Origin of the sequence: Herbaspirillum sp. ST 5-3 (assembly GCF_004804275.1) — a bacterium.
GTDB lineage: Bacteria > Pseudomonadota > Gammaproteobacteria > Burkholderiales > Burkholderiaceae_D > Noviherbaspirillum.
The window spans coordinates 96140-121198 of the sequence record NZ_STGI01000002.1 but is presented as its reverse complement, the minus strand read 5'-3'; the positions used below and the strand labels follow the sequence as shown (position 1 = coordinate 121198).

The 25059-nt window shown below is 57.2% G+C and carries 20 protein-coding genes; 13 read left to right on the top strand and 7 right to left on the bottom strand.

All coding sequences use genetic code 11. The annotated features are described in order from the left end of the window. Nucleotides 1–157 precede the first annotated feature (157 nt). The 4 genes from E6W33_RS04105 to E6W33_RS04090 form a co-directional block, all read right to left on the bottom strand. On the bottom strand, nucleotides 158–871 hold the full coding sequence (locus tag E6W33_RS04105) for a cytochrome c3 family protein (protein ID WP_136414624.1): 714 nt from the start codon (nucleotides 869–871) through the stop codon (nucleotides 158–160). Beyond that, nucleotides 868–1452, bottom strand: coding sequence for a hypothetical protein (locus tag E6W33_RS04100; RefSeq protein ID WP_136414622.1), 585 nt, complete (start codon nucleotides 1450–1452; stop codon nucleotides 868–870). Before E6W33_RS04100 ends, E6W33_RS04105 begins: the two co-directional genes overlap by 4 nt. Nucleotides 1453–1454: 2 nt before the next feature. Further along, nucleotides 1455–2741: a 2Fe-2S iron-sulfur cluster-binding protein gene (locus E6W33_RS04095; RefSeq protein WP_247869509.1), complete on the bottom strand. Its 1287-nt coding sequence runs from the start codon at nucleotides 2739–2741 to the stop codon at nucleotides 1455–1457. A 242-nt stretch (nucleotides 2742–2983) separates the two neighbouring features. Further along, entirely contained in the window at nucleotides 2984–3475 is a 492-nt protein-coding gene (locus E6W33_RS04090) for a hypothetical protein (RefSeq protein WP_136414620.1), read from the bottom strand. Between the two features lie 218 nt (nucleotides 3476–3693). Between E6W33_RS04090 and E6W33_RS04085 the strand changes: the two genes are divergently transcribed. Then, on the top strand, nucleotides 3694–3993 hold the full coding sequence (locus tag E6W33_RS04085; RefSeq protein ID WP_247869508.1) for a 2Fe-2S iron-sulfur cluster-binding protein: 300 nt from the start codon (nucleotides 3694–3696) through the stop codon (nucleotides 3991–3993). Between the two features lie 338 nt (nucleotides 3994–4331). On the opposite strand, the gene E6W33_RS04080 is transcribed toward E6W33_RS04085, so the two are convergent. After that, nucleotides 4332–7472 (bottom strand): response regulator, encoded by a 3141-nt coding sequence (locus E6W33_RS04080; RefSeq protein WP_136414615.1) that lies wholly within the window; start codon nucleotides 7470–7472, stop codon nucleotides 4332–4334. 516 nt (nucleotides 7473–7988) lie between these two features. Between E6W33_RS04080 and E6W33_RS04075 the strand changes: the two genes are divergently transcribed. From E6W33_RS04075 to E6W33_RS04055, 5 genes are all read left to right on the top strand, one after another. Next, on the top strand, nucleotides 7989–8405 hold the full coding sequence (locus E6W33_RS04075; RefSeq protein ID WP_136414613.1) for a hypothetical protein: 417 nt from the start codon (nucleotides 7989–7991) through the stop codon (nucleotides 8403–8405). Beyond that, entirely contained in the window at nucleotides 8402–9883 is a 1482-nt protein-coding gene (locus E6W33_RS04070) for an ATPase domain-containing protein (RefSeq protein WP_136414611.1), read from the top strand. The genes E6W33_RS04075 and E6W33_RS04070 overlap by 4 nt, the downstream gene beginning before the upstream one ends. A gap of 9 nt (nucleotides 9884–9892) precedes the next feature. Beyond that, nucleotides 9893–11638: an EAL domain-containing protein gene (locus tag E6W33_RS04065; protein ID WP_211097230.1), complete on the top strand. Its 1746-nt coding sequence runs from the start codon at nucleotides 9893–9895 to the stop codon at nucleotides 11636–11638. A 257-nt stretch (nucleotides 11639–11895) separates the two neighbouring features. Continuing rightward, a complete protein-coding gene (locus tag E6W33_RS04060) occupies nucleotides 11896–14808 on the top strand; it encodes an EAL domain-containing protein (protein ID WP_136414608.1) in 2913 nt (970 codons plus the stop codon). Between the two features lie 256 nt (nucleotides 14809–15064). Next, the gene (locus E6W33_RS04055) at nucleotides 15065–15310 is read left to right on the top strand and encodes a hypothetical protein (protein ID WP_136414606.1); all 246 of its coding nucleotides are present in this window, start codon (nucleotides 15065–15067) and stop codon (nucleotides 15308–15310) included. A gap of 404 nt (nucleotides 15311–15714) precedes the next feature. Here the strand turns inward: E6W33_RS04055 and E6W33_RS04050 are convergent, their stop codons facing one another. After that, on the bottom strand, nucleotides 15715–16092 hold the full coding sequence (locus E6W33_RS04050) for a cupin domain-containing protein (protein ID WP_136414604.1): 378 nt from the start codon (nucleotides 16090–16092) through the stop codon (nucleotides 15715–15717). A 111-nt stretch (nucleotides 16093–16203) separates the two neighbouring features. On the opposite strand from E6W33_RS04050, the gene E6W33_RS04045 reads away from it, so the two are divergent. Further along, the gene (locus E6W33_RS04045; protein ID WP_136414601.1) at nucleotides 16204–17088 is read left to right on the top strand and encodes a LysR family transcriptional regulator; all 885 of its coding nucleotides are present in this window, start codon (nucleotides 16204–16206) and stop codon (nucleotides 17086–17088) included. 58 nt (nucleotides 17089–17146) lie between these two features. On the opposite strand, the gene E6W33_RS04040 is transcribed toward E6W33_RS04045, so the two are convergent. After that, nucleotides 17147–17719, bottom strand: a complete 573-nt coding sequence (locus tag E6W33_RS04040; RefSeq protein WP_136414599.1) for a TetR/AcrR family transcriptional regulator — start codon at nucleotides 17717–17719, stop codon at nucleotides 17147–17149. Nucleotides 17720–17824: 105 nt separating this feature from the next. On the opposite strand from E6W33_RS04040, the gene E6W33_RS04035 reads away from it, so the two are divergent. The 6 genes from E6W33_RS04035 to hisC all read left to right on the top strand — a co-directional run bounded on the left by E6W33_RS04035 (nucleotide 17825) and on the right by hisC (nucleotide 25055). After that, the gene (locus E6W33_RS04035; RefSeq protein ID WP_136414597.1) at nucleotides 17825–18475 is read left to right on the top strand and encodes a glutathione S-transferase family protein; all 651 of its coding nucleotides are present in this window, start codon (nucleotides 17825–17827) and stop codon (nucleotides 18473–18475) included. Nucleotides 18476–18665: 190 nt separating this feature from the next. Further along, complete coding sequence (locus tag E6W33_RS04030) at nucleotides 18666–20201, top strand: sensor domain-containing diguanylate cyclase (protein ID WP_136414594.1); 1536 nt, start codon at nucleotides 18666–18668, stop codon at nucleotides 20199–20201. A 353-nt stretch (nucleotides 20202–20554) separates the two neighbouring features. Beyond that, nucleotides 20555–22648 carry an EAL domain-containing protein gene (locus E6W33_RS04025; RefSeq protein ID WP_136414592.1) on the top strand — a complete coding sequence of 698 codons (2094 nt, stop codon included), beginning with the start codon at nucleotides 20555–20557 and terminating at the stop codon, nucleotides 22646–22648. Between the two features lie 357 nt (nucleotides 22649–23005). Then, on the top strand, nucleotides 23006–23281 hold the full coding sequence (locus E6W33_RS04020) for a DUF1488 family protein (protein ID WP_136414589.1): 276 nt from the start codon (nucleotides 23006–23008) through the stop codon (nucleotides 23279–23281). A 67-nt stretch (nucleotides 23282–23348) separates the two neighbouring features. Continuing rightward, complete coding sequence (locus E6W33_RS27260) at nucleotides 23349–23573, top strand: transposase domain-containing protein (RefSeq protein WP_211097229.1); 225 nt, start codon at nucleotides 23349–23351, stop codon at nucleotides 23571–23573. A 363-nt stretch (nucleotides 23574–23936) separates the two neighbouring features. Further along, nucleotides 23937–25055: a histidinol-phosphate transaminase gene (hisC, locus tag E6W33_RS04010; protein ID WP_136414587.1), complete on the top strand. Its 1119-nt coding sequence runs from the start codon at nucleotides 23937–23939 to the stop codon at nucleotides 25053–25055. The last annotated feature ends 4 nt before the right edge of the window (nucleotides 25056–25059 follow it).

Here is a 25059-nt window from a genome sequence, read left to right as displayed (position 1 = left end):
AAGGCCCGAAGGCAAGGATGCATGATTTAGACCTTTCATAAAAGTGGCGCACGCGCATCTTAAGTAGCGAAAGCTTAAGGGAATCTGAACGCAACACCGCCATATGCCCCAACGGATATCGGCGCGGGGCAGGTTCTGGCTCGGATAGGCTCTGACACTAATCGTTGTCTTTGCCTTCTCCGCCCTCGTGCTCGTCGGCGCTGCGATGGCATTTCACGCAGTTCTCGAAATTGCGGATCCCCTCATGCAGGTGCTCACTCCTGATCTTGGCCGGCGTATGCTCGTGGCATCCGTAACAGGTGTACTGCGTGAAATCGCTCTTCGGATGGCAGGTTGCGCATGTCGTGTTATGGTCGCGATCGAGCACAAAGTATTTGTCATGCTCGAATGTCGCCGGCTTCCACTTGTCCTGGCTGTGGCACTGCGCACAGCCCGCCGTCAGTTTTTCGTGCAGCGAATCACGCGGCTTGTCATGGCATGACTCGCACTGATTCTTCGTTTCCGGCTTGAGAAGAGCATGGGAAAATTGTTTGCCTTGCCGATACTTCATGACGCCCCGATGATCGGCGTGGCATTCGATGCACCGTTCCTCGACCAGCTCTTGATGAAAGGCCACTTTGCGCGCCGGCCCTTGAATCGGTTTCCCCTTAGTCGTGACGATTCCGATGTCGGAAACCTTGTGGCAGTCCTTGCATTTCCCCGCCTGCGGACCGAAGAACTTGCTGTGGCAGGAGAAGCAGTCCTGCTCCATGCCTTGATGCCCCTTCATCAGTTTGCCCGGAGCCACCATCAGGTGAGGATAGACGAAGACGAGCACGGTAATGACCGCAAGGTTCGCCAGGATGATGTAAAGGAATGCGCGGCTTTTCATTTCCAGTTCCAGAACAGGAAGATGCTGACGATATGGCCGAGGGCAAATGCGGCGAATGCGAGCGTGATCGGAATATGAAGCACTCGCCATTTCTTCATTGCGTCGACGGCTGCCGCATTCCAGAACAGTTCCCGCTCCACGTCGTCTTCGTGCATGCCACGCTGAAGCAGGCTTTCCTTCATGGCCGCCATGTGGCGGCGCGAGCGGTCAAGCAGGTACTTTCCAGTCAGGCCGCTGATGACGTTGACCAGCATGCCGACGATGGCCAGCCACGGCAGGATGGCATTGAAGTGGACCCCGGCATGCACCAGAATCATCACGGAACCGAGCCATGTCATGAATTCATGCAGGCTCAGCAGCTTCTTCGGATTGCCTGACTTGATCATCTTGCGTTTGCGCATCGAATACCCGAACGAAGCGAGGATCAGTAGCGTGCCGGGGATGCCGAGATAGCGGCCGATCCAGACCAGCTGGAACCGGTGCAATAGTGCATCTCCCGCAATGGCCGCCAGAATGAGCATGGCGAACATCGCTATGAACGGAAGTATCTCCTTGCGAAAAACCGAGATGGAATGGGGCATGATCAGGCACTCAGGACAAGATCGGACTTCGGTCTGGAAATACAGAGCAGGCAGCAGCCCGGACTGATGTCAAAGTCGGGCTCTTTCGTCGTCTCGATTTCTCCCGACACGATCGTCGTCTGACAGCTGCCGCAACTGCCGGCGCGACAACCTGACGGAACGGAGAGGCCGAGGTCTTCGGCGAACGCGAGAAGAGATTCGGCGTGCGGATCCCATTGCCGTTCTTTTGCCGAGTTGGCGAAACACACTTTGGGAGAATCGGCTGCCGCCGTCGTGGGAGTGCGGGATGGCTGCGCTGCTTTCGCCAGCTTCGGAACGGTCGATGGCCCGAAGGCTTCATAATGGATACGCTCCGGATCGATACCCCAATCGGCGAGCGCCGGCACCAGCGACTCCATCATTTGACGCGGCCCGCAGACATAGAATTGATAGGGGCGCAGCGTGAGGGTCTGACGCAGCAGTCCGATATCGACACGGCCGGCATGTTGAAAATCGGTACCGGGGACATCATCGGGCTCCGGTCGGCTGTAACAGACGTGCAGATGGAAATTCGGATGCCGCTGTGCCAGGTCGCAAAGTCGCGATTTCATGACATGTTCCGCACCGTTGCGGACACCGTAAAACAGCCACACTTCACGCTCGGGCGCGAGGGCCAGGCTCGTTTCCAGCATGCTGAGCATCGGTGTAATGCCGATGCCGCCGCCAATGAGGACGAGCGGCGACTGGTCGCCGTCGAGCAGGTGGAAGTGGCCTGCAGGCGCCTTGACGGCCAGCACACTCCCCACCTCGACCTGATCATGAAAGAAGTTCGACGACACGCCGGCCGGCGCACCCGGTTTATCGGGTGGCGGCCCGATTCGCTTGATGCTCACCCTGTAGCATTCGGGATCCGGAGCGTGGGATAGCGAATAGCACCGCACGATGGGCCTGGCTTCAGCTCCTGCGTGCGTAGCGAGGTGAAACGTCAGGAGTTGCCCAGGTTTGAATGGGGGAAGAGCTTGCCCATCGACCGGTACAAGGTAGAAGGAGCATACCGATCGGCTGCGGTCTTCAAATTCCTTCCGCTGTACGCGAAATTCCCGGTATCCGCTCCACGCCCCACCCGATGCGGATGGGCGGTCTTGTGAGGGTGCGCTGTTCGCGTCAATCGCCTGCGGCGGGCCGAGCTGCAGATAATCCCGCCGCTTATGAAGAAGGAAAAAAGCGCCGTATGCGGCCACTTGCAGGACAATGGCCAGCGCGATATAGGAAGACAGTTCTTGTATGGTCATGGTGTCGGTGAAGCGCAATCAAGGGCCGGACATTGGCCCCAAGGTATGACCTTGTTCGCCTCCACCAGTGGTGTTGCCCGGCATTCACGCACCGCGCGAAAGCCTGGTTTCTTATTGCAACTCGGACAACACGTCTGCCATCTTAGGAGGCCGGCCGACACATTTCCATGATCGAGGTCAACGTTCTCCGGGAGCGTGCGGAGCGGCCTTCCATCAAGCCTTGCAGGCTGTCGTTCTCAGCCTCGCCCCGGAAGTCGCAACTACTGCGCCTGTGCCATCTTCCAGCCGGGATGTTCGAAATATTCCCCATAAAGACGCAGGGACTGCAGCACGCCCAGTGCTCCGGCACGTTGGGCTGGTCGCCTGAGCGATGTGCGCATCAGCTCGCTACTGTGCGTCAGGTCGGTCAGGACAACCGTATTCAAGGCGGCATCGGCTGCCTGTGTCAGTTTGCAGTCCTTGATGATCTGCCCGACGTTCGTATTGATGAGTTCAGCGAGCTGCTGATATCCATGCGAATCGAGGCGGTCCTGTTGAATGTCGACCTGGACTGTTGCTACGGCCTGTCGAATTATTTCCATTCGCTGCCGCACGATGTCGTCAGTTTCCCATTTGACTGCCGGCCGTATCCCGGGAACCTCCTGACGCTCGCCTGGCCCTTGGTGGCGATGGTCTCGCGCATGAGCGGTTGCGCCTGTCCACGGCGAAGCACACAGTGCCAGAATCAGGATCGTGCGTCGAATAGTGCTCATGCTCATTTTCCTTTGCGCTTGTACGGTTTGTGGTTGCGCAGATTATTCGGCGCCCTGCTTAAGGATTTCTTAACGCAGGAAAATATTGCGCAACGGGCGATCCGGTGGCCCGGGAGAGAAAGGCGAAGCGTTTGAAAACAGCCTGGTGTTGCAAGTGTCACGCAACCTGCATCGTTTCCGGATAGGATGTCGCTTTTCCGTTCCCGATGAATGAAGTCATGCGCAGCCGATATTCCGTCACGATCACGCCGCACGAGTGGCGCTTCGATGCCGCTGATGACGCACCACTGCTCGCGGCTGCACGCCTGGCCGGCATCGCACTGCCCGCCTCGTGCAGAAACGGCACCTGCCGCACCTGCATCTGCCGTCTGAGCAGCGGCGAGGTTCGATACAGCACGGAATGGCCCGGCCTGAGCGCGGAGGAGAAAAGGGATGGCTATATTCTCCCCTGCGTGGCGATTGCCGCGTCGGACGTGGTGATTCACGTCCCGGCGGCGATATCGCTTGATCGGGCATGACGGCTATTTCAGCGCAATCGATACGCGGTTGTGCGCGTAATTGGGAAACCAGCATAAGCTAATCGCTGGTTTGGCGTACCTGCAGGCCAAAGCTGGAATGGCCTCCGAGCACGAGCGAATGCGACCGATCTGTCTCAGGCCACATTTCCAGCGACCGAGGTAGAGATTCTTTCTTGGCACGCCCAGTCCCCTCTCCGGCCTGACCAGCGGAAGGACTTGGTAATTCCGCTGGTTAGGCCGTACAACTGCCCTTCGATATCCATTCTTGTTTGTCGTCGACCGGCCGACTTCAGACGGTGAAACAGCGCCGCTTCACTGGCCGTTTCAGTGAAAATCGGTCATCCAGTCTTACGGGTGACCACCGATTCTCCTGTGTCGAACTGTTCGACGAACTCGCCTAGAGCATGCATCGCAAGCTGAAGCTCATCAAGCAAGGGCAGGACTGCTTCCGTATGCCCATTGCGAAGTGCTGCATCGGCTGCTCTCGCCAAGCTGGCAAGCTTTGGCGCATGGAGAATACTGGCGAGGCCGCACAAGCCATGCAGGAGTTTTCCCGCCTCATTTAAATCAGTGGCACTAAAACGGCGGCGCGCTTCATCGACGTCCTTGTGATGGGCTGTGAAGAACGCGCGCAACAGTTCGCCGCATTTATTCCTGTCTCCGCCGAAAGTTCTCAAGACGCCAGCGACATCCAGGACAGGCAGGTCGCTCACCGGAATCGTGCCTTCAATGAAGCGGTGACGCGGTGCGTCTGGTCGACCTGGCGGGCCGCTTTCACCGGCGATAATATCGAGCAGATCGTCGATATCGATCGGTTTTATCAAATGTCCTGCCATACCAACGGCCCGCGTTTCTTCGCGGTCCTCAGCCAGAACGCGGGCGGTGACGGCGATAATGGGAAGATCAAGCCGGCCCATCTCGTTGCGGATGATCCGTGTGGCCGTGTAGCCGTCCATGACCGGCATCTGAATGTCCATCAGAACCGCGTCAAATGGCTCACCGGGCGAGCGCAGCAGCTCGACTGCGGCGAGTCCATTCGCAACAATCACCACCTCGGCCCCGGCACGAATCAGGAGTTGCTCGGCGATCTCCTGGTTGATCGCATTGTCTTCGGCGACGAGCAGACGCATGCCGGCAAGGCGTCGGTCTGTTTTCTCAGCCGGCGGGAGGATGCCCGCGAAGTCACCTGCGTGCGTTCTCCTCACCGCTTGCAGCAGCGCTTCCGGGATCATGGGTTTGGCAAGGATTCCGTCGAGATAGAGATCATCACTGGCGGCAGCGGCTTGCGCCAGCTCCCAGATGGACGGCATCAGGATCACCTGCGGCAGGCCGATGTCAGGGGAGCCACAAGCCTGCCTGAGCATCTCGATGCCATCCATGCCCGGCATGCGCCAGTCGAGCAGCATCAGATCGAAATCGCGTCCTTCGGCAGCACTGCGCCGCAGTTCGTCCAATCCGGCCGGGCCGGAGTCGAGCGCAGTCGTATGCCAGCCGAACGCGGCACAGGCACGTTGCAGGATATCTCGGGCCAGAGGATGGTCATCGATGATCAGGATGTTCAAACCGGACGGGATATTTTCCGGTGCCCCCACGGCGTCGCCGTCGGCAAGGTCCAGCTTCACGGCGAAGTGAAACTCGCTGCCCCGGCCAGGTGCGCTTTCGACACCGATTTCTCCGCCCATCAGTTTGGCGAGACGAGTGCTGATCGCCAATCCCAGCCCGGTGCCGCCGTACTCGCGGGTCGTTGAGCTGTCCGCTTGTGTAAACACGTCAAAAATCGGGACCAATTGTTCAGGCGGAATGCCAATCCCCGTATCGCGGACGGCGAATTTCAGTGTCAGCGAGCCGGCTTGGCGGGCGAGACAGCGTACCGAGACGACTATTTCACCCATCTCGGTGAATTTGACCGCATTGTTGATCAGATTCAACAATATTTGCTGAAGTCGAAGGGCGTCGCCGACCAAGGAATCCGGCATGTCTTGCGCCAGGTCGAACAACGCCTCGATGGGTTTGTCGCGGATGCCGGCGGAGAGCACTGCTACTGTGGTGCGCAGGACCGCGTTCAGAGAAAACGGCGCGTGCTCCAATCGAAGCGCACCGGCCTCGATCTTGGAGAAATCCAGGATGTCGTCGACGAGCGCACGCAGTGCTTGCGCAGATAGCTGGAGCTTATCCGCATACTCGCGCTGGCGTCGATCCAGGGGGGAGTCGACCAGTAGCCCGGACAATCCGACCACGGCGTTGAGCGGGGTGCGAATCTCGTGGCTCATGGTGGCCAGGAAGGCACTCTTGGCGCCATTGGCAGCCTCAGCGTCCAGTGCCTTTGCCACGAGCAAGCCATTGAGTGCGGCGATTTTCTTTGTCCGCTCCTCTACGTGTTGTTCCAGTTGGAGGCAAGTACCCTCTCGTTCGCTGCGACCGCGCAGCGATTTCAGGCCGCAGCTCAGGTTGCTGACCAATTCTTTCAGCAATCGCATTTCCTCCACGTCGAATGAATCCGGTTCTGCTGAATGGAGCATCAGGACTCCCCGAACCTGATCTTCAATAGAGAAAGCCAATGCGGCGCTCGTCTGACAGGCTTGCTGGACGGCGGCCGTACGCCATGACGCCATGATCGAATGGGTTGGGCGGTTGTGGCTGACCTGGGGCGATCCGGTCCTGATCGCCGTTTCAGCCATTCGACGGGTAATATCCTGCCCACCGTCCGACGAAACCATAATGCTTTCCGTGCATTCCGCGGCAGAACCGAATTGCGCAACGGGAGTGACAGTATTCCCGCCACCCTGCCCTTCCACTCCAACCCAGGCCATTCTGTAACCGCCGGATTCCACTGCAAGGCGGCACAAGTCGTCAAACAGGCCGTTCTCATTCGTAGCGCGAACCATGGCGATATTGCAGTCGCTGAGCAGACGTAGCTTGCGATGAAGCCTCTTCTGCCTATTGCCCAATTTGCCGATATGGCCGCCCATCATCGCCACCCAGGCGAGCGTGAATGCAAGCGCGAGCCACTGCAATAACTCCAGGCGAAGATTCAGCGACTGTGGCTTGAAGCGCCAGATCAGGCCGATCAGCACGCAGTAGGCCGTCAACATTCCCACTGCATGCGTCAGCAAGGCCCGCATGGAGAGTCGTGGCACGCCGAACAGAAGAATCATCGGCAGGACCGCAAGCAAGGCCGCTCGTCCCTCTTCGGCCGCGTACAGGGTGTACAGGACAACGAAGCTTGCGTTCAGCATCTGCAGATCGGTCAGACTCGGATCGATGAAACCACGATTGAGCCCGGAACGAAAGGCAAGGTAGAAAGCGAGATAGGACAACATGACGAGAGCGGCGCTCTGAAGGACTGCGGCATTTGACAGGATGCCGAGCGCGGAGCAGACAATCAGCAGGGCCATCGTCAGAAGAAATGACCCGGCCGCGATGAGATGATTATGTGTGCGCGCCGCTTCGTTGAAGCCGTCCGGATAAATCGAACGCATGCGGCGTGTTCTCCTTCGAAGCAAACTCGACCTCGATTTCTGATGTGAGAAACTTGGCAGGGTGTTGAAACACGTTGCGAGCGGGTCGAGTTTGGGTGCGAGGAGCGCACGCGTACAGAGCAGTACGCAGAACACCGCAGCGCCCAAAATCGGCCCGCGCAGTAGTGTTTCAACACCCTGTCAGGGGTAGATGCAACCCGGAACGCCAAGGTGCTGGCTCGATTTGTTGTGAATGTGCACTGTACTACGAAACCGCGCCGTATCTGGCTTGTTTGAGGTCGAAGTGCGCAGAGGCATCTGCGCCGGATCAACTCGAACCTTGTCGCACGGAATATAATCGCCACTGCATCCGGCTATCGGAATGCTCGCCGCGATAGGACGATCAGGCCGAAATCAATGGAAATGGTATTAGGTCAACGGTTTGGTGACATATCCATCATAATAGCTAGTCCCTGACTAACGGGATTCTTGTTGGCTTTAGCGGTTCGTGCCACACCCTAGTGTTAAGTCTCCCCAATGGATAAAACCGACGCGCGGCGTAAACAGATTGCTGACATCATTGCCGCCCTGCCCGACACCGATGGCACAGGCGTCGTCGAACATCTTTTTGAACCCCTCAGGATCGAGCTGACTTCGCTTATCAGCGAAGAAGGTTTTCGTTCCGTTTTTGAGCGTAGTGTTTTCCTTGCCGGTCGCAAATTTGCATGGCTGAGTGTGGAGCAGCCTTTATCAGGTGCATTGCCGCTTGACGATCTAAAAACCAAGCTGGCACAACAAGAGTCCGCTGAAGCGAGACAGGCAAGCACGGTGTTACTGCTGAATATCAGTGACCTGATGGCGTCTCTGATCGGCGAGCTTCTTACAATCGATATTTTGCGTTCAGCCTGGGGGAAGGATGCTTTGGGTTCGTTGGACGAGGAGTTTCAACCATGAGTAACAGTGTAAGCATCAAACGTCTTGAAACCGGCATTCCGGGTTTGGATTCGCTGTTTGGCGGCGGCATTCCGGAGTTTTCCTTCAACCTGATTGCAGGCACGCCCGGATCCGGAAAAACGACATTGGCGCATCAGATAATGTTTGCGCTGACAAGCGCAGAATCCCGCTCACTGTTCTTCACCGTGCTGGGAGAGCCGTCATTGAAAATGTTGCGGTACCAGCAGCAGTTTTCTTTCTTTGATTTTAAAAAATACAGCGAGTCGATCCGCTTCGTGAACCTGGCGGACGACATTCTGGATGGCGATTACGATCGTGTGCTGGCGCGCATTCTGGCCGAGGTGAAAGCGTATTCGCCCAGCTTCGTATTTGTCGATTCTTTCAGATCGATCGTGCAAGCGGCTGATTATCAGTCTAAAGGCCCGACCGACCTTCAGCATTTCGTTCAACGCCTTTCGATGCAAATGACGAACTGGCAGGCAACCAGCTTCCTCATTGGCGAATACATGGATGACGAAGCGCAGGCAAGCCCCGTCTATACCATCGCGGACGGCATTATCTGGTTATCGCAGAACAAGAAAAGAAATTCGGTTGTTCGCAAAATCCAGGTAGTAAAAATGCGCGGTCAGGCGAACAGCCAGGGATCCCATACGTTTCGCATCGACAGTGAAGGTATACACGTCTTCCCGCGTGCCATGGTTGAACCAGATGAGATCAAGCGCCAGATGGCGCGGATACCCGCGGCAAGCAAGCGATTGTCAATCGGTGTGGCGGAGCTCGACAGCATGTTGGGCGGTGGAATCCCGCAGGGTTACTCGACGTTACTGGTCGGCCCATCCGGTTCCGGAAAGACCGTATTGGCAACAGAATTCCTTGCCGAGGGCGTGCGTGTCGGTGAGGCCGGCGTGATCGCCGCGTTTGAAAAGAGCCCCAATCAGTTATTGAGCCAAAAGCTGGATGACCTGGTAAAGACCGGGCAGGTTGGTCTGATCGATACGCATGCGCTTGATTTGTCGATCGATGAGACCCTGCATGAGCTCGTCTCCACCATTCGCCGGCTCAATGCGAAGCGCGTGGTGATCGACTCCTTGTCCGGTTTCGAACTTGCACTGGCGCCCGCTTTTCAGGAAGACTTCCGGGAGTCGCTTTATCGGCTGGTTGCCGTCCTGACTGGCATGGGTGTCACGGTGTTGATGACAACGGAACTCGAAGACCGGTATAGCGATCTACGCTTCAGCCCTTATGGCAATGCTTTCCTCGCGGACGCCATCATCCTGCAGCGCTATATCGAACTGGAAGGCGAGTTCAAACGCGTGATCGCGGTGATCAAGGTGCGTGGCAGCAAACACAGCAAAGCCATTCGACTGTTCGATGTCGAAGAGGATGCGGTTGTTATTGGCGGCCCGCTATCCCAATACGAAGGCATTCTGTCCGGAAAGCCGACAAGTCTGTTGCGGGGAGATCGGACAACGGACTGAGGTACAAAAATGCGCAAGGACGGTAGTAAGCGCCGCCACTCTGGCGCCGATCAGACTCCGTTAATTCCGGAACCGCAAAAAATGGATCCGGCAAATTACGTTACTCAAGCGCCGTCAAACCCCTCATCGCCAGACCTGTCTCAGGAAAGTGATCTCGCATCCAGGGAAGTATCTGCGGAAGCGCGCGAATCTGCAGTCAATATGCGAGAGCGCACAGCGGACATGCGCGAATTCGCCGCGAAAGTCAGGGAGGCTGAAGCGAGCTCCCGCGAAAGTGCTTCAACCGTGCGTGAAAAAATCAATGCAGATAAAGAAGGCTTGCAGAACGCGTTGGAGGAACACATTACCCGCTTGCGAGATGTCAACAAGCGTCTCGTCATTGCAAATGTCAATGCACAGATCCTGACGGATCAGCTGCAACAAGCAAAGACGCAAATGGCGCATCTCGCGCATCACGATTATCTGACGAATTTACCCAATCGAATTCAGCTTGAAGAAAACCTCACGCAAGCGATCAAGTTTGCGAAACGCCATGGCACCAAACTGGCCCTGCTGTTCATGGATTTGGACCGCTTCAAGGTCATCAACGATTCGCTGGGCCATGATATCGGTGACCAGCTGCTTCAGGCCGTCGCTCAACGCCTGCGCACAAGTGTGCGTGACTCCGATACAGTTAGCCGTCAGGGCGGAGATGAATTCGTTGTCGTGCTAACAGATGTTGGTCGCCTGGATGAGCTGGTCACAAGCGTTAAAAAAATCCATCACATCATTACTGAACCCTACGCTATTGCGCAGCATGTCCTTCACATTGGGGCAAGTATTGGGATCAGCATCTACCCTGACGATGGCGCTGACGACGTGACATTACTCCGACATGCCGATGCAGCCATGTATGCCGTCAAGGAAGGCGGGCGCGATAATTATGCGTTCTTCGAAAGAGCGATGAACGAACGTGCGGTAACGCGCCAGCAGATGGAAGCGAGTCTGCGCGAAGCGATTGCCCGGAACGAGTTTGTCCTCTATTACCAAGCTCAATACGACCTGAAGACTGGCATTATTACAGGCGCCGAAGCGTTAATAAGATGGCGCCATCCAGTCGACGGCCTGCTTTACCCGGCCGGCTTCTTGTCATTCGCGCAAGAGTGTGGCGCGATGCTGCCCATCGGTCGCTGGGTACTGCGGAATGCCTGTGAGCAAGCTCGCAGATGGGAAAAAGAGGGCCTGACAATCGACGTCATTGCGGTGAACCTTTCAGCACCAGAGTTCGAATCCAATGATTTTCTTGAATACCTTCTATCAGTGCTTCATGAAACCGGCCTGGCACCACATCGCCTTGAGCTGGAGCTCACTGAAAGCGTCTTGATGCGGGATTGCGAAGCGACAATCCAAAAGCTCAATACTCTGAGGTCGTTGGGGGTCCGCATCGCCATTGATGATTTTGGCACCGGCTATTCCAGCTTGAGCTATTTAAAACGATTTCCGATCGACACCCTGAAAATCGATCAATCATTTGTTAGCGACGCCCGCTCCGGGATAGATGAAATTTTGGTGGATGCCGTGATCACCATTGGGAACCGGATGCAGCATCAGGTGATTGCCGAGGGAATCGAAACAGCAGAGCAACTTGAATTTCTTCGAGCGCATCAATGTGCGAGCGGACAGGGATTCCATCTCGGCAAGCCAATCAATGCCGATGACTTCACGCGCATGCTGAAAGTCCAGTCCCAAGATCAGCGGTATGCGCCACTGATCTAAATAGAGGGTCTCATATACGAACACATGATGACTCAAAATCATGGAGCGTCCAGCACAACTATTGTTGACAAATACTGTCCATATTCATGAAATATGCGATTGAGAACGAATACATACGCGCATATTGATGACCTTGCTCGTTTGAGTGGCCAAGTGGGTTGAGGATTGGGGTGGTGCAACACTTTGCAGAAAAACGGTGTTGCATTTGGTAGGGACGACGGGTGCTTGCCACAGTCGCAGCGCCGACTGGATCAGGGATGGCTGCTTTGAGTTCGAGTGTCATCGACAATATAAAAAAATGGAAGATACTGAAGCTCCTGCGCTTTTCAGTCTCGATCTCTTCTCTGATTGCGTTGGTGCTCGGGCTGACGATTACCGCACTCCTGTTTTCGGCAATCCGCCGCATTGAATACAACCAACAAAAATTTGAGTTCAAGCGAAGTGCGGAATTACGGCTGCAAGCCGTCAACGAAGGCGTCGAAGATGCCATTTCCGGATTGCGAAGTGTCAACCAGCTATTTGTCACGGCCGGCCTGGTTAGTCGCGAGCAATTCCGCGTCTTTGTCCAACCGATGCTGGAGCGCTATCCATATATACAGGCATTCAATTTTCATCGCCTGATATCGGACGCCGAACGACCGGCCTACGAGTCGGAAATGCGCAAGCGTTTTCCCGGTTTTAGCGTTACCGAAATAAGGGACGGCAAGATGGTGCCCGCCGGCACCCGGCCGGTCTATCGCGTGGTCGACTATATTGAACCGATGCAAGGAAACGAAAAGGCATTCGGTTTCGACTCGCTGTCGTATTCGTTCCAGAACGCGGCGATCAAGCGCGCCACCGAAACCGGCTTGCCCGCGGCAACCGGCTTGCTGCGACTGATGCAGGAAAAGAATACGCAGCAAGGCGTGATTATTATCATGCCGGTGTATCGATCCGGTTCTGTGCCGAAGAGCGCGGCAGCGCGCCGCGAAGCGGTGATCGGCGATACTGCCGCCGTATTTCGGGCTGGCGATATGATCGAGAAAATTCTCATCTCGCGCGGCTTCCTGCCGTCGCCAGATAGCGGTATTAGCGTCTATGCGGGCGATACGCCGGATCCTGCAAACGTGGTTTTCCGCTACGACGACGGTGCGGTTCCGCATCGGATGCCATCGATATGGCCGGCCTGGTTATGGTATGACAACCTGGACAACGTATCGGGGCGAATCGCCGTGGCGGGCACGCAGTGGCATATGGTGGTTTCAGCGACACCGGTCCTGTTTATGCAAAATCACAAGGGTTCGTTGTATGTGTTGCTGAGCGGCATACTGCTCAGCATCTTGACGGCAGCGTATGTCTACGCGCTGGTTTCGCGGCAAGCGACGATCGAACGTGTCACCACCGAACGTACGGCGGCCTTGCAGTTGGCCAACTCGTGTCTTTCCAAGGATATTGCTCAACGCATCAACACAGAGAAATTCCTGCGCCTGCGCGAGCGCGTGATCGATGCCAGTGCCAACGCCATCATCATCATCAACAGCACGCCCGATTACGTGATTGAATACGTCAACCCGGCGTTTGAGCGCATTACCGGGTATTCCTCCGCAGAAGTGCTGGGCCGCAGCCTGAATTTATTGAAGGGCAACTATCGCGACCAGCAAAATACCGAGGCAATCCGCGCTGCGCTGCGCGAGAAGCGTGAAGGCCATACGGTGCTGCGCACCTACCGCAAGGACGGCACCATGTACTGGAATGAAATGCACCTTTCACCGGTCAGGAACGATGCCGGCGAGGTCAGTCACTTCGTAGTGGCGCAATACGATATTACGGAGGCCAAGCGCCACGAAGCGGAACTGGAGTTCCAGGCCACCCACGATGTGCTGACGGGATTGGCAAACCGCAATCTGCTGCGCGACCGGCTCAGTCTGGCCATCGCCGATTCAGAGCATTTCGGGCATTCTGTGTGGGTGTTGTTCGTCGATCTGGATCGATTCAATGTGGTCAACGATACGCTGGGCCACATGGCCGGCGACAAAATTTTGAAGACGATTGCGAGGCGACTGCAATCGACGGCGAGCGAGGTCGATACGGTGGCGCGCCTGGGCGGCGATGAATTTGCATTGGTCCTGGCGGGACGCATCGACGAAGGACTGGTGGTGGGCGTCATTCATCGCATCATCACTACCATTGCGCAACCGCTGACATTCGAAGAGCATGAGTTTTCTCTGAACTGCAGTATTGGCGTTGCAGTATGCCCAACCGACGGCCGTGATCCGGATACGCTGATCAAGCATGCGGATATCGCCATGTATCGTGCCAAGGACCTTGGCAGCAATAGCTTCCAGTTTTACACGCAGACGATGAATGAGCGGACGCTGGATCGTTTTCATATGGAACGCGACTTGCGCAACGCGCTCGACCGGGGTCAGTTTGTGCTGCATTACCAGCCGCAGGTCAATTTGCACAGCGGCCATATCACCGGCATGGAAGCGCTGCTGCGCTGGCAGCATCCACGGCTTGGCCTGCTGCCGCCCAGTCATTTTATCGGACTGGCTGAGGAAACCGGATTGATTATCCAGATTGGCGCGTGGGTGGTGCACACTGCCTGCAGCCAGAACAAGGCGTGGCAACAGGCGGGCTACGGCAATTTGGTGGTGGCGGTGAATTTGTCGCCGCGTCAGTTCATGCAGAAAGATCTGGTGCAGTCGGTGGCGGCAGTCCTGGAACAGACCGGATTGTCTGCGGAGCATTTGGAAATCGAACTGACCGAGAGCCTGGTGATGACCGATATCGATCATGCGATCGGCATCATGCATGACTTCAGAAAGCTGGGCGTGAAATTGTCGGTAGACGACTTCGGCACCGGCTATTCCAGTCTGTCCTACCTGAAGCGACTACCGCTCAATGTGCTTAAAATCGATCAGTCATTTATCCGCGATGTCACTCTCGACCCGGATGATGCCGAAATCGTCCAGTCGATCATCTCGCTCGCACATAACTTGCGCTTGCATGTGATCGCCGAGGGAGTGGAGAACCAGGAGCAACTGGCTTTTTTGCAAGGTCGTGGTTGCGATTCGATGCAAGGGTTTTATGTTAGTCACCCGGTGACAGCGGATCTGTTCACAGAAATCTTGCGTGAACGGAAATGCCTGCCATCGCCGATTGAGGTGCCGTATGGCCTGGTTTCGTGACTCCGGTTTGCCATGAAGCTCCAAGCGGCCAGCCGAGAAGTCACAATATCCTTTGTCAGCCGGCCATCACTGTCAGCCGATTCCTCGAAAGACGCCGACAAGCGGGCATAATATCGCCTGTGCTTTCATCTGTTGACGAATGGATGACTGCTTGATTCCATCCCGCCCGGTTTAAGCGTCTGCACAGTTTCGCCTTCACCTTGTAGCGCGGTGCATGTGCTCGTCACGCCAAGCGAGCTTACCGAAGGAGCGTCATATGAGTGTATTTATCAAGCCCGTGTTCGAGGGCACGGTGATATTTGAAGGCAATGAGTTGTTCAAGGGGCAAGGTGCGGCAAAGCAATGGGCGCAGCAGGTCGCAAACGAGTTGGAAATCCCGGTCGAGGCGCGCAAGATCGGTACGGGCTGGGCCCTGGTCGGGAACATGGATGGTGTCGAGACTATGTGGGGCATCTATGGCCAGCGCCTCAAGCGCATCTCGCCTTCACCGAACGACGGCTGACCGCTTCGAGTCAAGCAAGTTATTTCGCGGCATCCTTCCGACCGGCCTTGACAGGCGCGGCCAAGAGCGTAGTATGAAGTTCACCTGTCGCGTTAAACCGTGCCAATACATCCTTTGGACGATCTCGCGCAATGGTTGGAGATGCGTCATGATGGGAGCGATTGTCGCTTTGCGATGAACCCGAAGTCATGCCACTTCCGACCCCCATGGACCCATGGTTCTGGGGTGCCGGCACCGGGCGACAGGTTCGATTCAAGATGGCCCGCATCGCGGGCCATCTTCATTTTTGCGCCGGCTTGCTTCAACCGGAAAAACGCAACATGGCGACACGCCTGACAACGGACTCATTGCGGCCGCAGACAGGCGTCGCCTCCTCCACAAATGCAGTCACCTCCCGGCTCGCATCAACTTTCCCAGGGCAAGTCGAGCACATCACCATGCGGCGACGTGGTCAAGACCGGCGTCATCGCGAAGGCGGCAATGGTTACCAGTGGCTCCGGCCCGATGCTGATCAGCTGATGGTCGACGCCCGCCGGAATGAGGATGGTCTGGCCGGCCGTGAACCGTTCCACGCGCCCCTCCGCGTGCAGCTCGCCGATACCGGCTGTGCAGATCACGACTTCCTCGCATGCATGCCGGTGTGGCGGCGTCGCATGGCCGGCTGACATCGATTGCTTCCACACAGAGAGCGTGCGCAAGCCCGTAGGGCTGCCTGCAAGCGTGATGTGCTCGATTCCCGGGATCTCGGTGCGTGCGGGCGTATGGTTTGTGAGTATCTGCATGATGATCTCCTTGATAAAGTGAGACGCAGTATGCCGGCCTTGCACTCAATAGTGAATATGCTGTAATTTCACAACATTAAGGAAATTTATTCTTCAATCGAGGGAGGCCGGATGAGCGGATTCAGCGAATTCATGGCATTCGCCGTCACGGCACGCCACGCCAGTTTCGCCCGTGCGGGACGCGAGCTCGGCATCACCGCCTCCACTGTCGCCAAGCGCATCCTCCGCCTGGAGGAGCGGCTCGGCATCAAGCTTTTCCACCGCACGACGCGCCAGGTCACACTGACCTCGGACGGCGAAGCACTGTTTGCACGTTGCGAGAAGGTGCTGGCCGACATCGATGAAATCGAATCGCTTGCCTCGGGCGCGAGCGGCGAGCCGCGCGGCCAGCTGCGCATCAACATGCCGATCACCTACGGCAAGCGCGTCGTCATGCCGCGGCTCGCGCGGCTCCTGTCGCAGCACCCCGGCCTGCAGCTTGACGTGCGCCTCTCCGATTCATTCTGCGACCTCATCAAGGACGGCATGGACGCTGCGGTTCGCGTCGGAGAGCTCGATGATTCGCGGCTCGCCGCAAGGCGTATCGACTGGCAGCGCCTCGTGCTCTGCGCCAGTCCCGCTTACCTGCGACAGCGCCGCAAGCCGACGCGCCCGGACCAGCTTGAACAGCACAGCTTCGTGGCCTTCCGCAATCCGACTTCCGGTCGCGAGCGGCCGGTGCAACTGCAGGTGGATGGCCGGCTGCGCGAATTCCACCCTGCTGCACGCGCCGTGGTCAACGACGGGGAAGGCATGGTCGAAGCCGCACGCTACGACGCCGGACTCACGCAGGTACCGCGCTTCATGGCAGAAGATGCCATTGCCGACGGCAGCCTGGTCGAAGTGCTTGCCGCATATGCTCCGCCGCCCCAGCCGATCAGCCTGGTCTGGCCGGGCAACCGGCTCGTGCCGGCGCGCATGCGCTTGCTCATCGAAACGCTGTCGTCGGCGGGATAGCGGCGGCGCATCCCGTCTCCCAAAGAGTAATATCGGCGACCGCCAAACCTGGCGGATGTCAGCCGCTATCGAGCAACGCCAGTGCCTGCTGGCGCGCGGCGGTACGCAAGGAACGGCGCAGCGCCGGATCATCGGTCGTACGGGCCAGCACCATGCCACCGACGCACAGCGACACAATGGCTTGCGCGCGCTGCTCGCCATCCGGCTTGCCTGTCAGTGCGCGCGCATACACTTGCGTGAGGTTGCGGATCAGTTGCGTATACGCCTTTTGCGGCGACAGCCCCGCGCGCGCCACGTCGCCCGGCAGCGCGTAGAGCGGGCAATGGAAGTCGATGTTGTCCAGCACTTCGTCGCTCAGGTAGACGTCGATGAGCATGCGCGCCAGTTGCTGCGGCTCATGGCCGACGGGATCGGGCTTGAACGGGTTGCAGTTGGAGAAGCTGGCGACAGCAGCCGCGTACAGCTCGTCCTTGCTGTCGAAGTGATGGTAGAAGCCGCCGCGCGTCAAGCCGGCTTCGGTCATGATGCGATCGATCGAGACCTGCTCGAATCCGTGGCGATTAAACAACTTGCGAGCCGACTCCACGATGCGCGCGCGGGTGCGGACCTTGTGTTCGCTGCTGTAGGGCATGCTGCTTCCTCCTCGGGCACATTATCCAGCCGATTCAAATTATGTTCTTGAACATAATATGCGCGTCGGTATGCTCGGAGCTTGTTACCACCAAGGAGAGCCAGCATGCATACACTGATCACCTTTCGCTCCGTTCCACCTTTTGCTGTCGGTCATGTGCGCGACCTGCGCGTGCGCTGGGCACTGGAGGAAGCAGGACTGCCATACCGTATCCACCTGATCGACCTCGAAGACCGGCTGACGCCGGCCTATCGCCAACAGCAACCCTTTGGCCAGGTGCCGGTGCTAATCGACGACGGCCTGACGCTGTTCGAATCCGGCGCAATTCTCGCGCACCTCGGCGAAAAGTCACCTGCCCTGCTCCCTGCCGATCACGCCGGCCGCATGCAAGTCTTTACGTGGATGTTCGCGGCGCTCAATTCCGTCGAGCCGTATCTCGCCAATCTCGCCGAACTGCTCGGCGCTCCGGCCAACGCGTCCTGGACCGTCGAACGCCGGCCGGCCCTGGAAGATATGGCATTGAAGCGGTTGCATGATGTCGACGCCTGGCTCGCGGGTCGGGACTATCTGGCCGGCAGCTTTTCCGTTGCCGACATCCTGATGACCACGGTGTTGCGCCTGCTCGATGCCACCGACCTGGTAGAGCGCTTCGCCGCGCTCAGCGCCTACAAGACGCGCTGCATGGCCCGCCCGGCGTTCCGGAAAGCCCTGACAGACCAGGTCGCGCTGTATTCGCCGGTCGCGGCGTCAGCATAAGGCTGGGGATGCGCCGCATGCCGCGCGAGGTGGGGGAGCAGGCATTGCGGCGAGCTGTCTTCCTTCACGCAAGTTCCGGCGGTGCCGCGCATCACTGCTCCTCGTCCGGGTCGGCTCTTCCATGTAGAACAAAAGCCAATGCTCTCGGTCAAATTGCATTAATACTCTTGTCACCTTTTCGGCGAGAGAAATGAAACATGCAAGCGGCGACTCCAGTTCGCCCGATCATCTGCTGCTTGACGGACAAATCAAGCTCCTCTACAAGAGCGCGCCGCTTGCCTATGGCGTGACGCTGATCAATGGCGCCATTCTTGCCTTTGTCCAGAGTACTTATATTCCCTTCCGCATCCTGTCCGTCTGGTATGGCGGGCTTGTGCTGATCACCGCGTTCAGGGGTCTCCTGATCTGGCGATATGCCCGCGATCAACCAGGGCCTGAGCATGCCCATCTATGGAACAATTTCTACCTGATCGGTGCCGGATCGGCCGGCGTGATTTGGGGATCGGCGGCGGTGCTGCTGTTTCCGATGGATTCAATCGCGCATCAGGTATTCGTGGCGTTTGTGCTGGCCGGCATGGCCGCAGGCGGCATCAGCGTGCTCGCGCCGCGGATGGATGCCTGCCTCGCATTCCTGCTGCCGGAACTGCTTCCACTGGCCGTGCGGTTTTTCACCCTTCCGACGACCTTGCATACGGTAATGGGCATGATGACGTTGATCTTTCTCGCCAGCATATTGATTTCAGCGTGGAATTTTCATTTGGTCATCCGCAATGTCCTCACACTTCGCTTTGACAAAGAGCGACTGAAAGACGAAATTGTGCAACGCCACCGCGCCGAGGAAGACCTGTTCCAGGAAAAGGACAGACTGCAAACCACCTTGAGTTCCATCGGCGAAGGCGTCGCTTTGGTCGATGCGGACAGCCGGATCGAGTTTCTGAATCCGGCCGCCGAGCAACTATGCGGCTGGAATTACCAGCAGGCGCTGCATCGGCCAGCCGCTGAAATTTTCGAGAACGTCGACCCGCAGAATCAGCGCGTTGCGACCGCACTGGAAGAGAGTCTTCGTTCGGCGCAGCAGATTCGAAAGCAAAGCGTGCTGTGTAGCAAGGGCGGGGGAAAACATGTTGTCGATGAATTGGCAACGCCACTGTATGACCGGCACAGCAACGCTGTCGGTGCCGTGTCGGTGTTCCGTGACGTGACGGAAGCTCAGCAAAAAACCGCGGAACTCACGCATGCCGCCGCCCATGATGCCTTGACCGGCCTGCCCAACAGAAATTTGCTGAAGGATAGAGCCCGATTGGCAATCGCGCGGGCACAGCGCAAGCATGAACGCTTTGCATTGCTGTTTCTGGATCTGGATCGTTTCAAGGAGGTCAATGACCGCATGGGCCATGCGAGTGGCGATGCCTTGCTGGTCGACGTGGCCCACCGACTGGCGGGCTGCGTGCGCGAAGTGGACACCATCGCCCGGCTCGGTGGCGATGAATTCGTGGTACTGCTCGAAGGGCCGACGCACAAAATGGAAGTCAAGGCGGTGGCCGGGAAAATTCTCGCTTCCCTGCGCAAACCCTATCAATTGGGCGCGCAGTCGACAACAATCTCCGTCAGCATCGGGGCCAGTTTGTATCCTGACGATGGAGGCGATACGGAAAGCCTGCTGGAGCATGCCGATACTGCGATGTACCGCGCCAAGCAGCAGGGGCGCGATCAATTCGCCCTGTGAGCGGCCGCGGGGAGTAAAAAGATGGCAATGTGTGAGGGGGTTGGAATCAAGTGCGCTCTTGGCCCGCTTGCCGGCGAACGACTGCTTCCGATGACGTGGACAGACGGTTTCGGGTCGTTTGTGCCATTTCACGCTGGCGTGACCGCTGTCCGGGAACCTGCCTATGGCCACCGCCTCATGTAGTCACTCATTCAAGCGGGGCCTAAAAGCTAACTTATTGCACCATCTTCCACAAGATTTTCTTGCATATTCAACCGGTACTCGAACCTGAATGAATCCATAGGGTCATAATGGTTACCGTGCCTTGCGTTCTCCTCCATCACGCGTCGTGAACGTTCCATTTTTGAGAGGACATGATGACTGGCAACATGGTCCTTATCGTCACCGACGACGTTGCGGACGCAAAGTTGCTGGAAGAAACACTTGCCACGGCAAGAGACGGTCCTTTTATGACGGGCTGGGTTCGTCGTTTATCGGACGCAGCGAGCCGATTGGAACGGCGCGGCGTCAATATTATTCTCACCGATCTCTTTCTGCCGGACAGTCACGGCCTCGAAACCTTCGATGCGCTCTTCAAGCTGGTTCCGTTCATTCCTATCATGATGCTCTGCGACGAGCAAAATGAACACCTCGCTATCGAAGCAGTGCAGCGCGGCGCGCAAGGTTTTCTCAGCAAGGGCCACTTCAAGAATTCCCTGGTACCGCAGGCGCTGCGCAATATCATTCAGCGAAAGAAGGTGGAAGAAGCGCTCTTCGTGGAACGGGAACGGTCGCGCGTCACGCTAGAGTCGATAGGCGATGGCGTTCTCAGCACCGACGTCGCGGGCAACGTCACTTACATGAATGCAGCTGCCGAGCTCATGACAGGCTGGTCACGCGACGAGGCGCAAAGCCGTCCGGTTGCCGAAGTCTTGCATCTGATCGACGGCGAGACGCGACAGCCCCAAAGAAACCCGGTCGAAATGGTCATCGTTCATGGAAAGGCCCTTGCCCTCTACGCCAATTCGGTACTGGTTCGCCGGGACGGCTATGAATCGCCGATTGAAGACTCCGCAGCACCGATCTTTGATCGAAACGGTGACATTACCGGCGCGGTTGTTTCATTCCACGACGTGTCCGAAGCCAAGACCATGGCGCAGAAAATGGCGCACCTGGCACAGCATGATTACCTTACCGGCCTGCCGAACCGTCTGCTCTTCAGTGATCGCCTGTCGCAGGCCATTGCCTATGCAAAGCGGCATGCCACCCAGCTTGCCGTTCTGTTTCTTGACCTCGACAACTTCAAGTACATCAATGACTCGCTCGGGCACGCAGTGGGCGACAAGCTGCTCGAATCCGTCGCATGCCGGCTCGTATCTCAAGTGCGGCATTCCGACACGGTAAGCCGTATGGGTGGTGACGAGTTCGTCGTCCTTGTCCTGGAAGATGCGCTGGCAGAGCATGCCACCATTACCGCTGAAAAAATCCTCCATGCGCTCGCAGCGCCCCACCACCTCGCTGGTCATGAGCTGCACATCACGACGAGTATCGGGATCAGCGTGTTTCCTGCCGACGGGGACGACCCCGATGCTTTGGTCAAGAATGCCGATGCGGCCATGTATCACGCGAAGAAAAAGGGTAAAGGCAATTATCAATTCTTCAATGGCGCGATGAATGCCTTGGCAGTGGAGCGCCACGCCATTGAGGCAGACCTGCGTCGCGCAATTGCTGCAGATGAGCTTTTGGTGTATTACCAGCCAAAGGTCGATCTGGTATCAGGGACGGTCACGGGCGCAGAAGCGCTCGTTCGATGGATTCACCCCGAAAAGGGCATGATGCTTCCCGAGTCGTTTATCCCGGTCGCAGAAGAATCGGGCCTTATCGTTGCCCTGGGAAAAATAGTCCTTCGCCAGGCATGCCTGCAGGCCAAGGCATGGTGCGATCAGGGAATGCAATCCTTTACCATCGCCGTCAACGTCTCCGCACCGGAATTTCGGGATCGTCGATTTGTGGAGAATCTGCGTAATGTGTTGGATGAGACAGGCTTGGAAGCGCGATTTCTTCAGCTTGACCTGACTGAAAGTGTGCTGATGCGAAACGTGGAATCAAGCAGTGCCATCCTTCATGAACTGAAACAGATCGGCGTGCAGCTTGCCCTGGACGATTTCGGTACCGGCTATTCCAGTTTGAGTTACCTCAGCCAGTTTCCCATCGACGTGTTGAAAATTGACCGGTCCTTCGTGCAAAGCATCTCGGCGAACATCGTGAATGTCGTGATCGGTATGGGAATGAGCCTTGGACAACGCGTTGTTGCGGAAGGCGTCGAAACAGCGGCGCAGCTTTCATTTCTTCATGCCAATCACTGCACCGAGGGGCAGGGTTATCTTTTCAGCGCAGCGGTACCGGCCGACGATTTTACGCGGCTTCTAGGGCGGGGAACGGTTGACGCCAGTGCGCTGCGGCAATAGCGGTGTACTCCAAACTTGCCGATTGCCTCGCAGCAGGCGTGCCATTTCGATGCATGCAGCTGAACGTGTGGAAAAATATATTTCCAATTCATCAAACTAATCCCGTAAGCTGTTGTCTTATCCGTGTGACGACAAAACAATATTCATGACGTCACTCGTTTTCTAGCAAGGCCTCCTGCGGACCATTTCCCTCCTCTACGAGTGTTCTTTCTAAGAGCACAGCTACTCGGAATCCGATTCCACCTGTTTTTTTATCGACACATGGCGTTCCCGGCAATGCATTCAAGCACCCGGTCGCTGAATGCCGTCGATCAGCACACCGGGGCCTCCGGCCCCTCCAAGATAAAGGAGCTCATCATGAGCCACATACCGCAACCGCGCCTGACCAACGACGGCGTCGCCTTCACCGTGACAGTGGAGTCAGTTACCCATAAGTGCGTTGTCACCAACGACGCAATTCATACCCTGTCCGCCATGAAGAACATCGCCGATGCCGACGTGGATATGATGCATCTGTTTCATGCCTATGAAGCGACCATCAGCGGCGTCGCTCGACGCCTGGTTGCCGCCGGCGTGCCAGGCCATCCGCTGGTGATGCGTTCAAACACCTTCTGCGCACCACGTACTGCCTGATTCCCGCAGTCTGCCAACACCTCGCACCCGGGCGTCGGCGCTACGATAAGCATACGATAAGCAGACCATGTCGGCCGAGGGGATGCCGGTTTCAACGCCGGCGTTCGCGCCGGCGGTGCAAATCAATACCGCTCCCCCTGCGCAGCCCCGTGCGCGTGCATGCCCGCTGCCCAACGAGATCGAGCCTTGCCCATATCTCGTCAAACTGTTCCGGGTACTGCCTCTGGCGACCACCGCTGATGATTACGCGGCGCTGCTGCGCTGGAAAATGCGTCTGCCCGCTTCCCGATAATCAGCACTTCCATCACGAATCCCCCGACTGACAAGCCACGTCGTTCATCGACCGTTTGCGATTGGTGCTGCCGAGAGCAAGCCGTCGTAAACAGCGCGGCGAATATACTGCTACACTATATTTTGAAATAGGTAGTTGTACTACTGCATTCTGGAACATCCCACGAGAGAAGAAGTGCGCAGAATCAATCCAGCCGGGCCGATCTGTGTGCTGGCGCCGCTAGCTGGCATCCCCGGGATCACGCGCAATTCACAATTTGCTGGAACAAATTGTAATGCTATGCTATCTTTAAATCACGTTAACGTACTAGTACGTGAATTGAGAAGCTAGTCATTGAATGATAACCAGCAAAAGGAGTGAAGAATGGTGAAGGCAAGTTACGCGGCATTGACGGAAGGTGAAGTGTACATTCCCGGTCTGCCTACTGAATATGTCGCGCAAACCTATGGTATCCCGCTCGATCAGATCGCCAAGCTCGGTTCGGCGGAAAATCCGCATGGCCCGTCGCCCAAGGCGCTGGCCGCCGTGACCGAGGCAGCGGGGCGCATCGATATTTATCCGGACTGGACCGCGAAGCGCCTGCGCGAGGCGATCGGTCAGAAATATGGTTTTCATCCCGACAACGTCGTGTGCGGCTCGGGCGAAACCGAGGTCATTTCCATGGTCATCCGTGCTTTTGCGAAGCCCGACGAGCCGGTCTTGATGCACGATCCCTGCTTCCCCCTGTATCGCATCTATTCCAACTGCGAAGGGCGGCGCCCGGTGTTTTCGAAGATGGGCAAAGACTTCGATCCGCTGATCGACCAGTACATCGAGACGATGAAAAAGGTGAATCCGAAGATCGCCTTCCTCACCAATCCGCACAATCCGAGCGGCCGCATGATCACGGAGGAAGAGGTCGTCCGGGTCTGCGATGCGGCAAGCGCCGATACCCTGGTTGTGCTGGATGAGGCTTATGTCCATTACACCGAGAACGAGTTCGGCATGAAACTTCTGCCGAAATATCCGAATCTGATCGTTCTGCGCACCTTGTCGAAGGCATTCGGCCTGGCCGGTCTGCGTATCGGCTTCGCCATTGCCGCAAACAACAATCTGATCCTCCCGCTTCGCCATATCAAGCCGACCTGGAACATGGGTCAACTCCAGATCGCTGGCGGTATCGCCGGCATCAATGACGACGAGCACGTGAATCGCGCGGTGAAGACGGTAGTCGAAATGCGCGCCTACGTGGCCGACCGCCTGGCTTCCGTGCGCGGTTTCCGGATGGTGCCAGGTTCGCGCGCGAACTTCTTCCTGACCGAAATCCTCGCGCCGGAACTGGATTCGACCAAGGTTTTCAACGAACTGCTCAAACGCGGTGTCATCGTCAAGGACGGCTCCGACATTCCAGGCCTCGGCAGCCGGTACCTGCGCGTGGACGTCAACCTCAAGAAACACATGGACCGTTTTGTTTCAGCCCTGGCTGACATCAGGATTGCATAAGAGG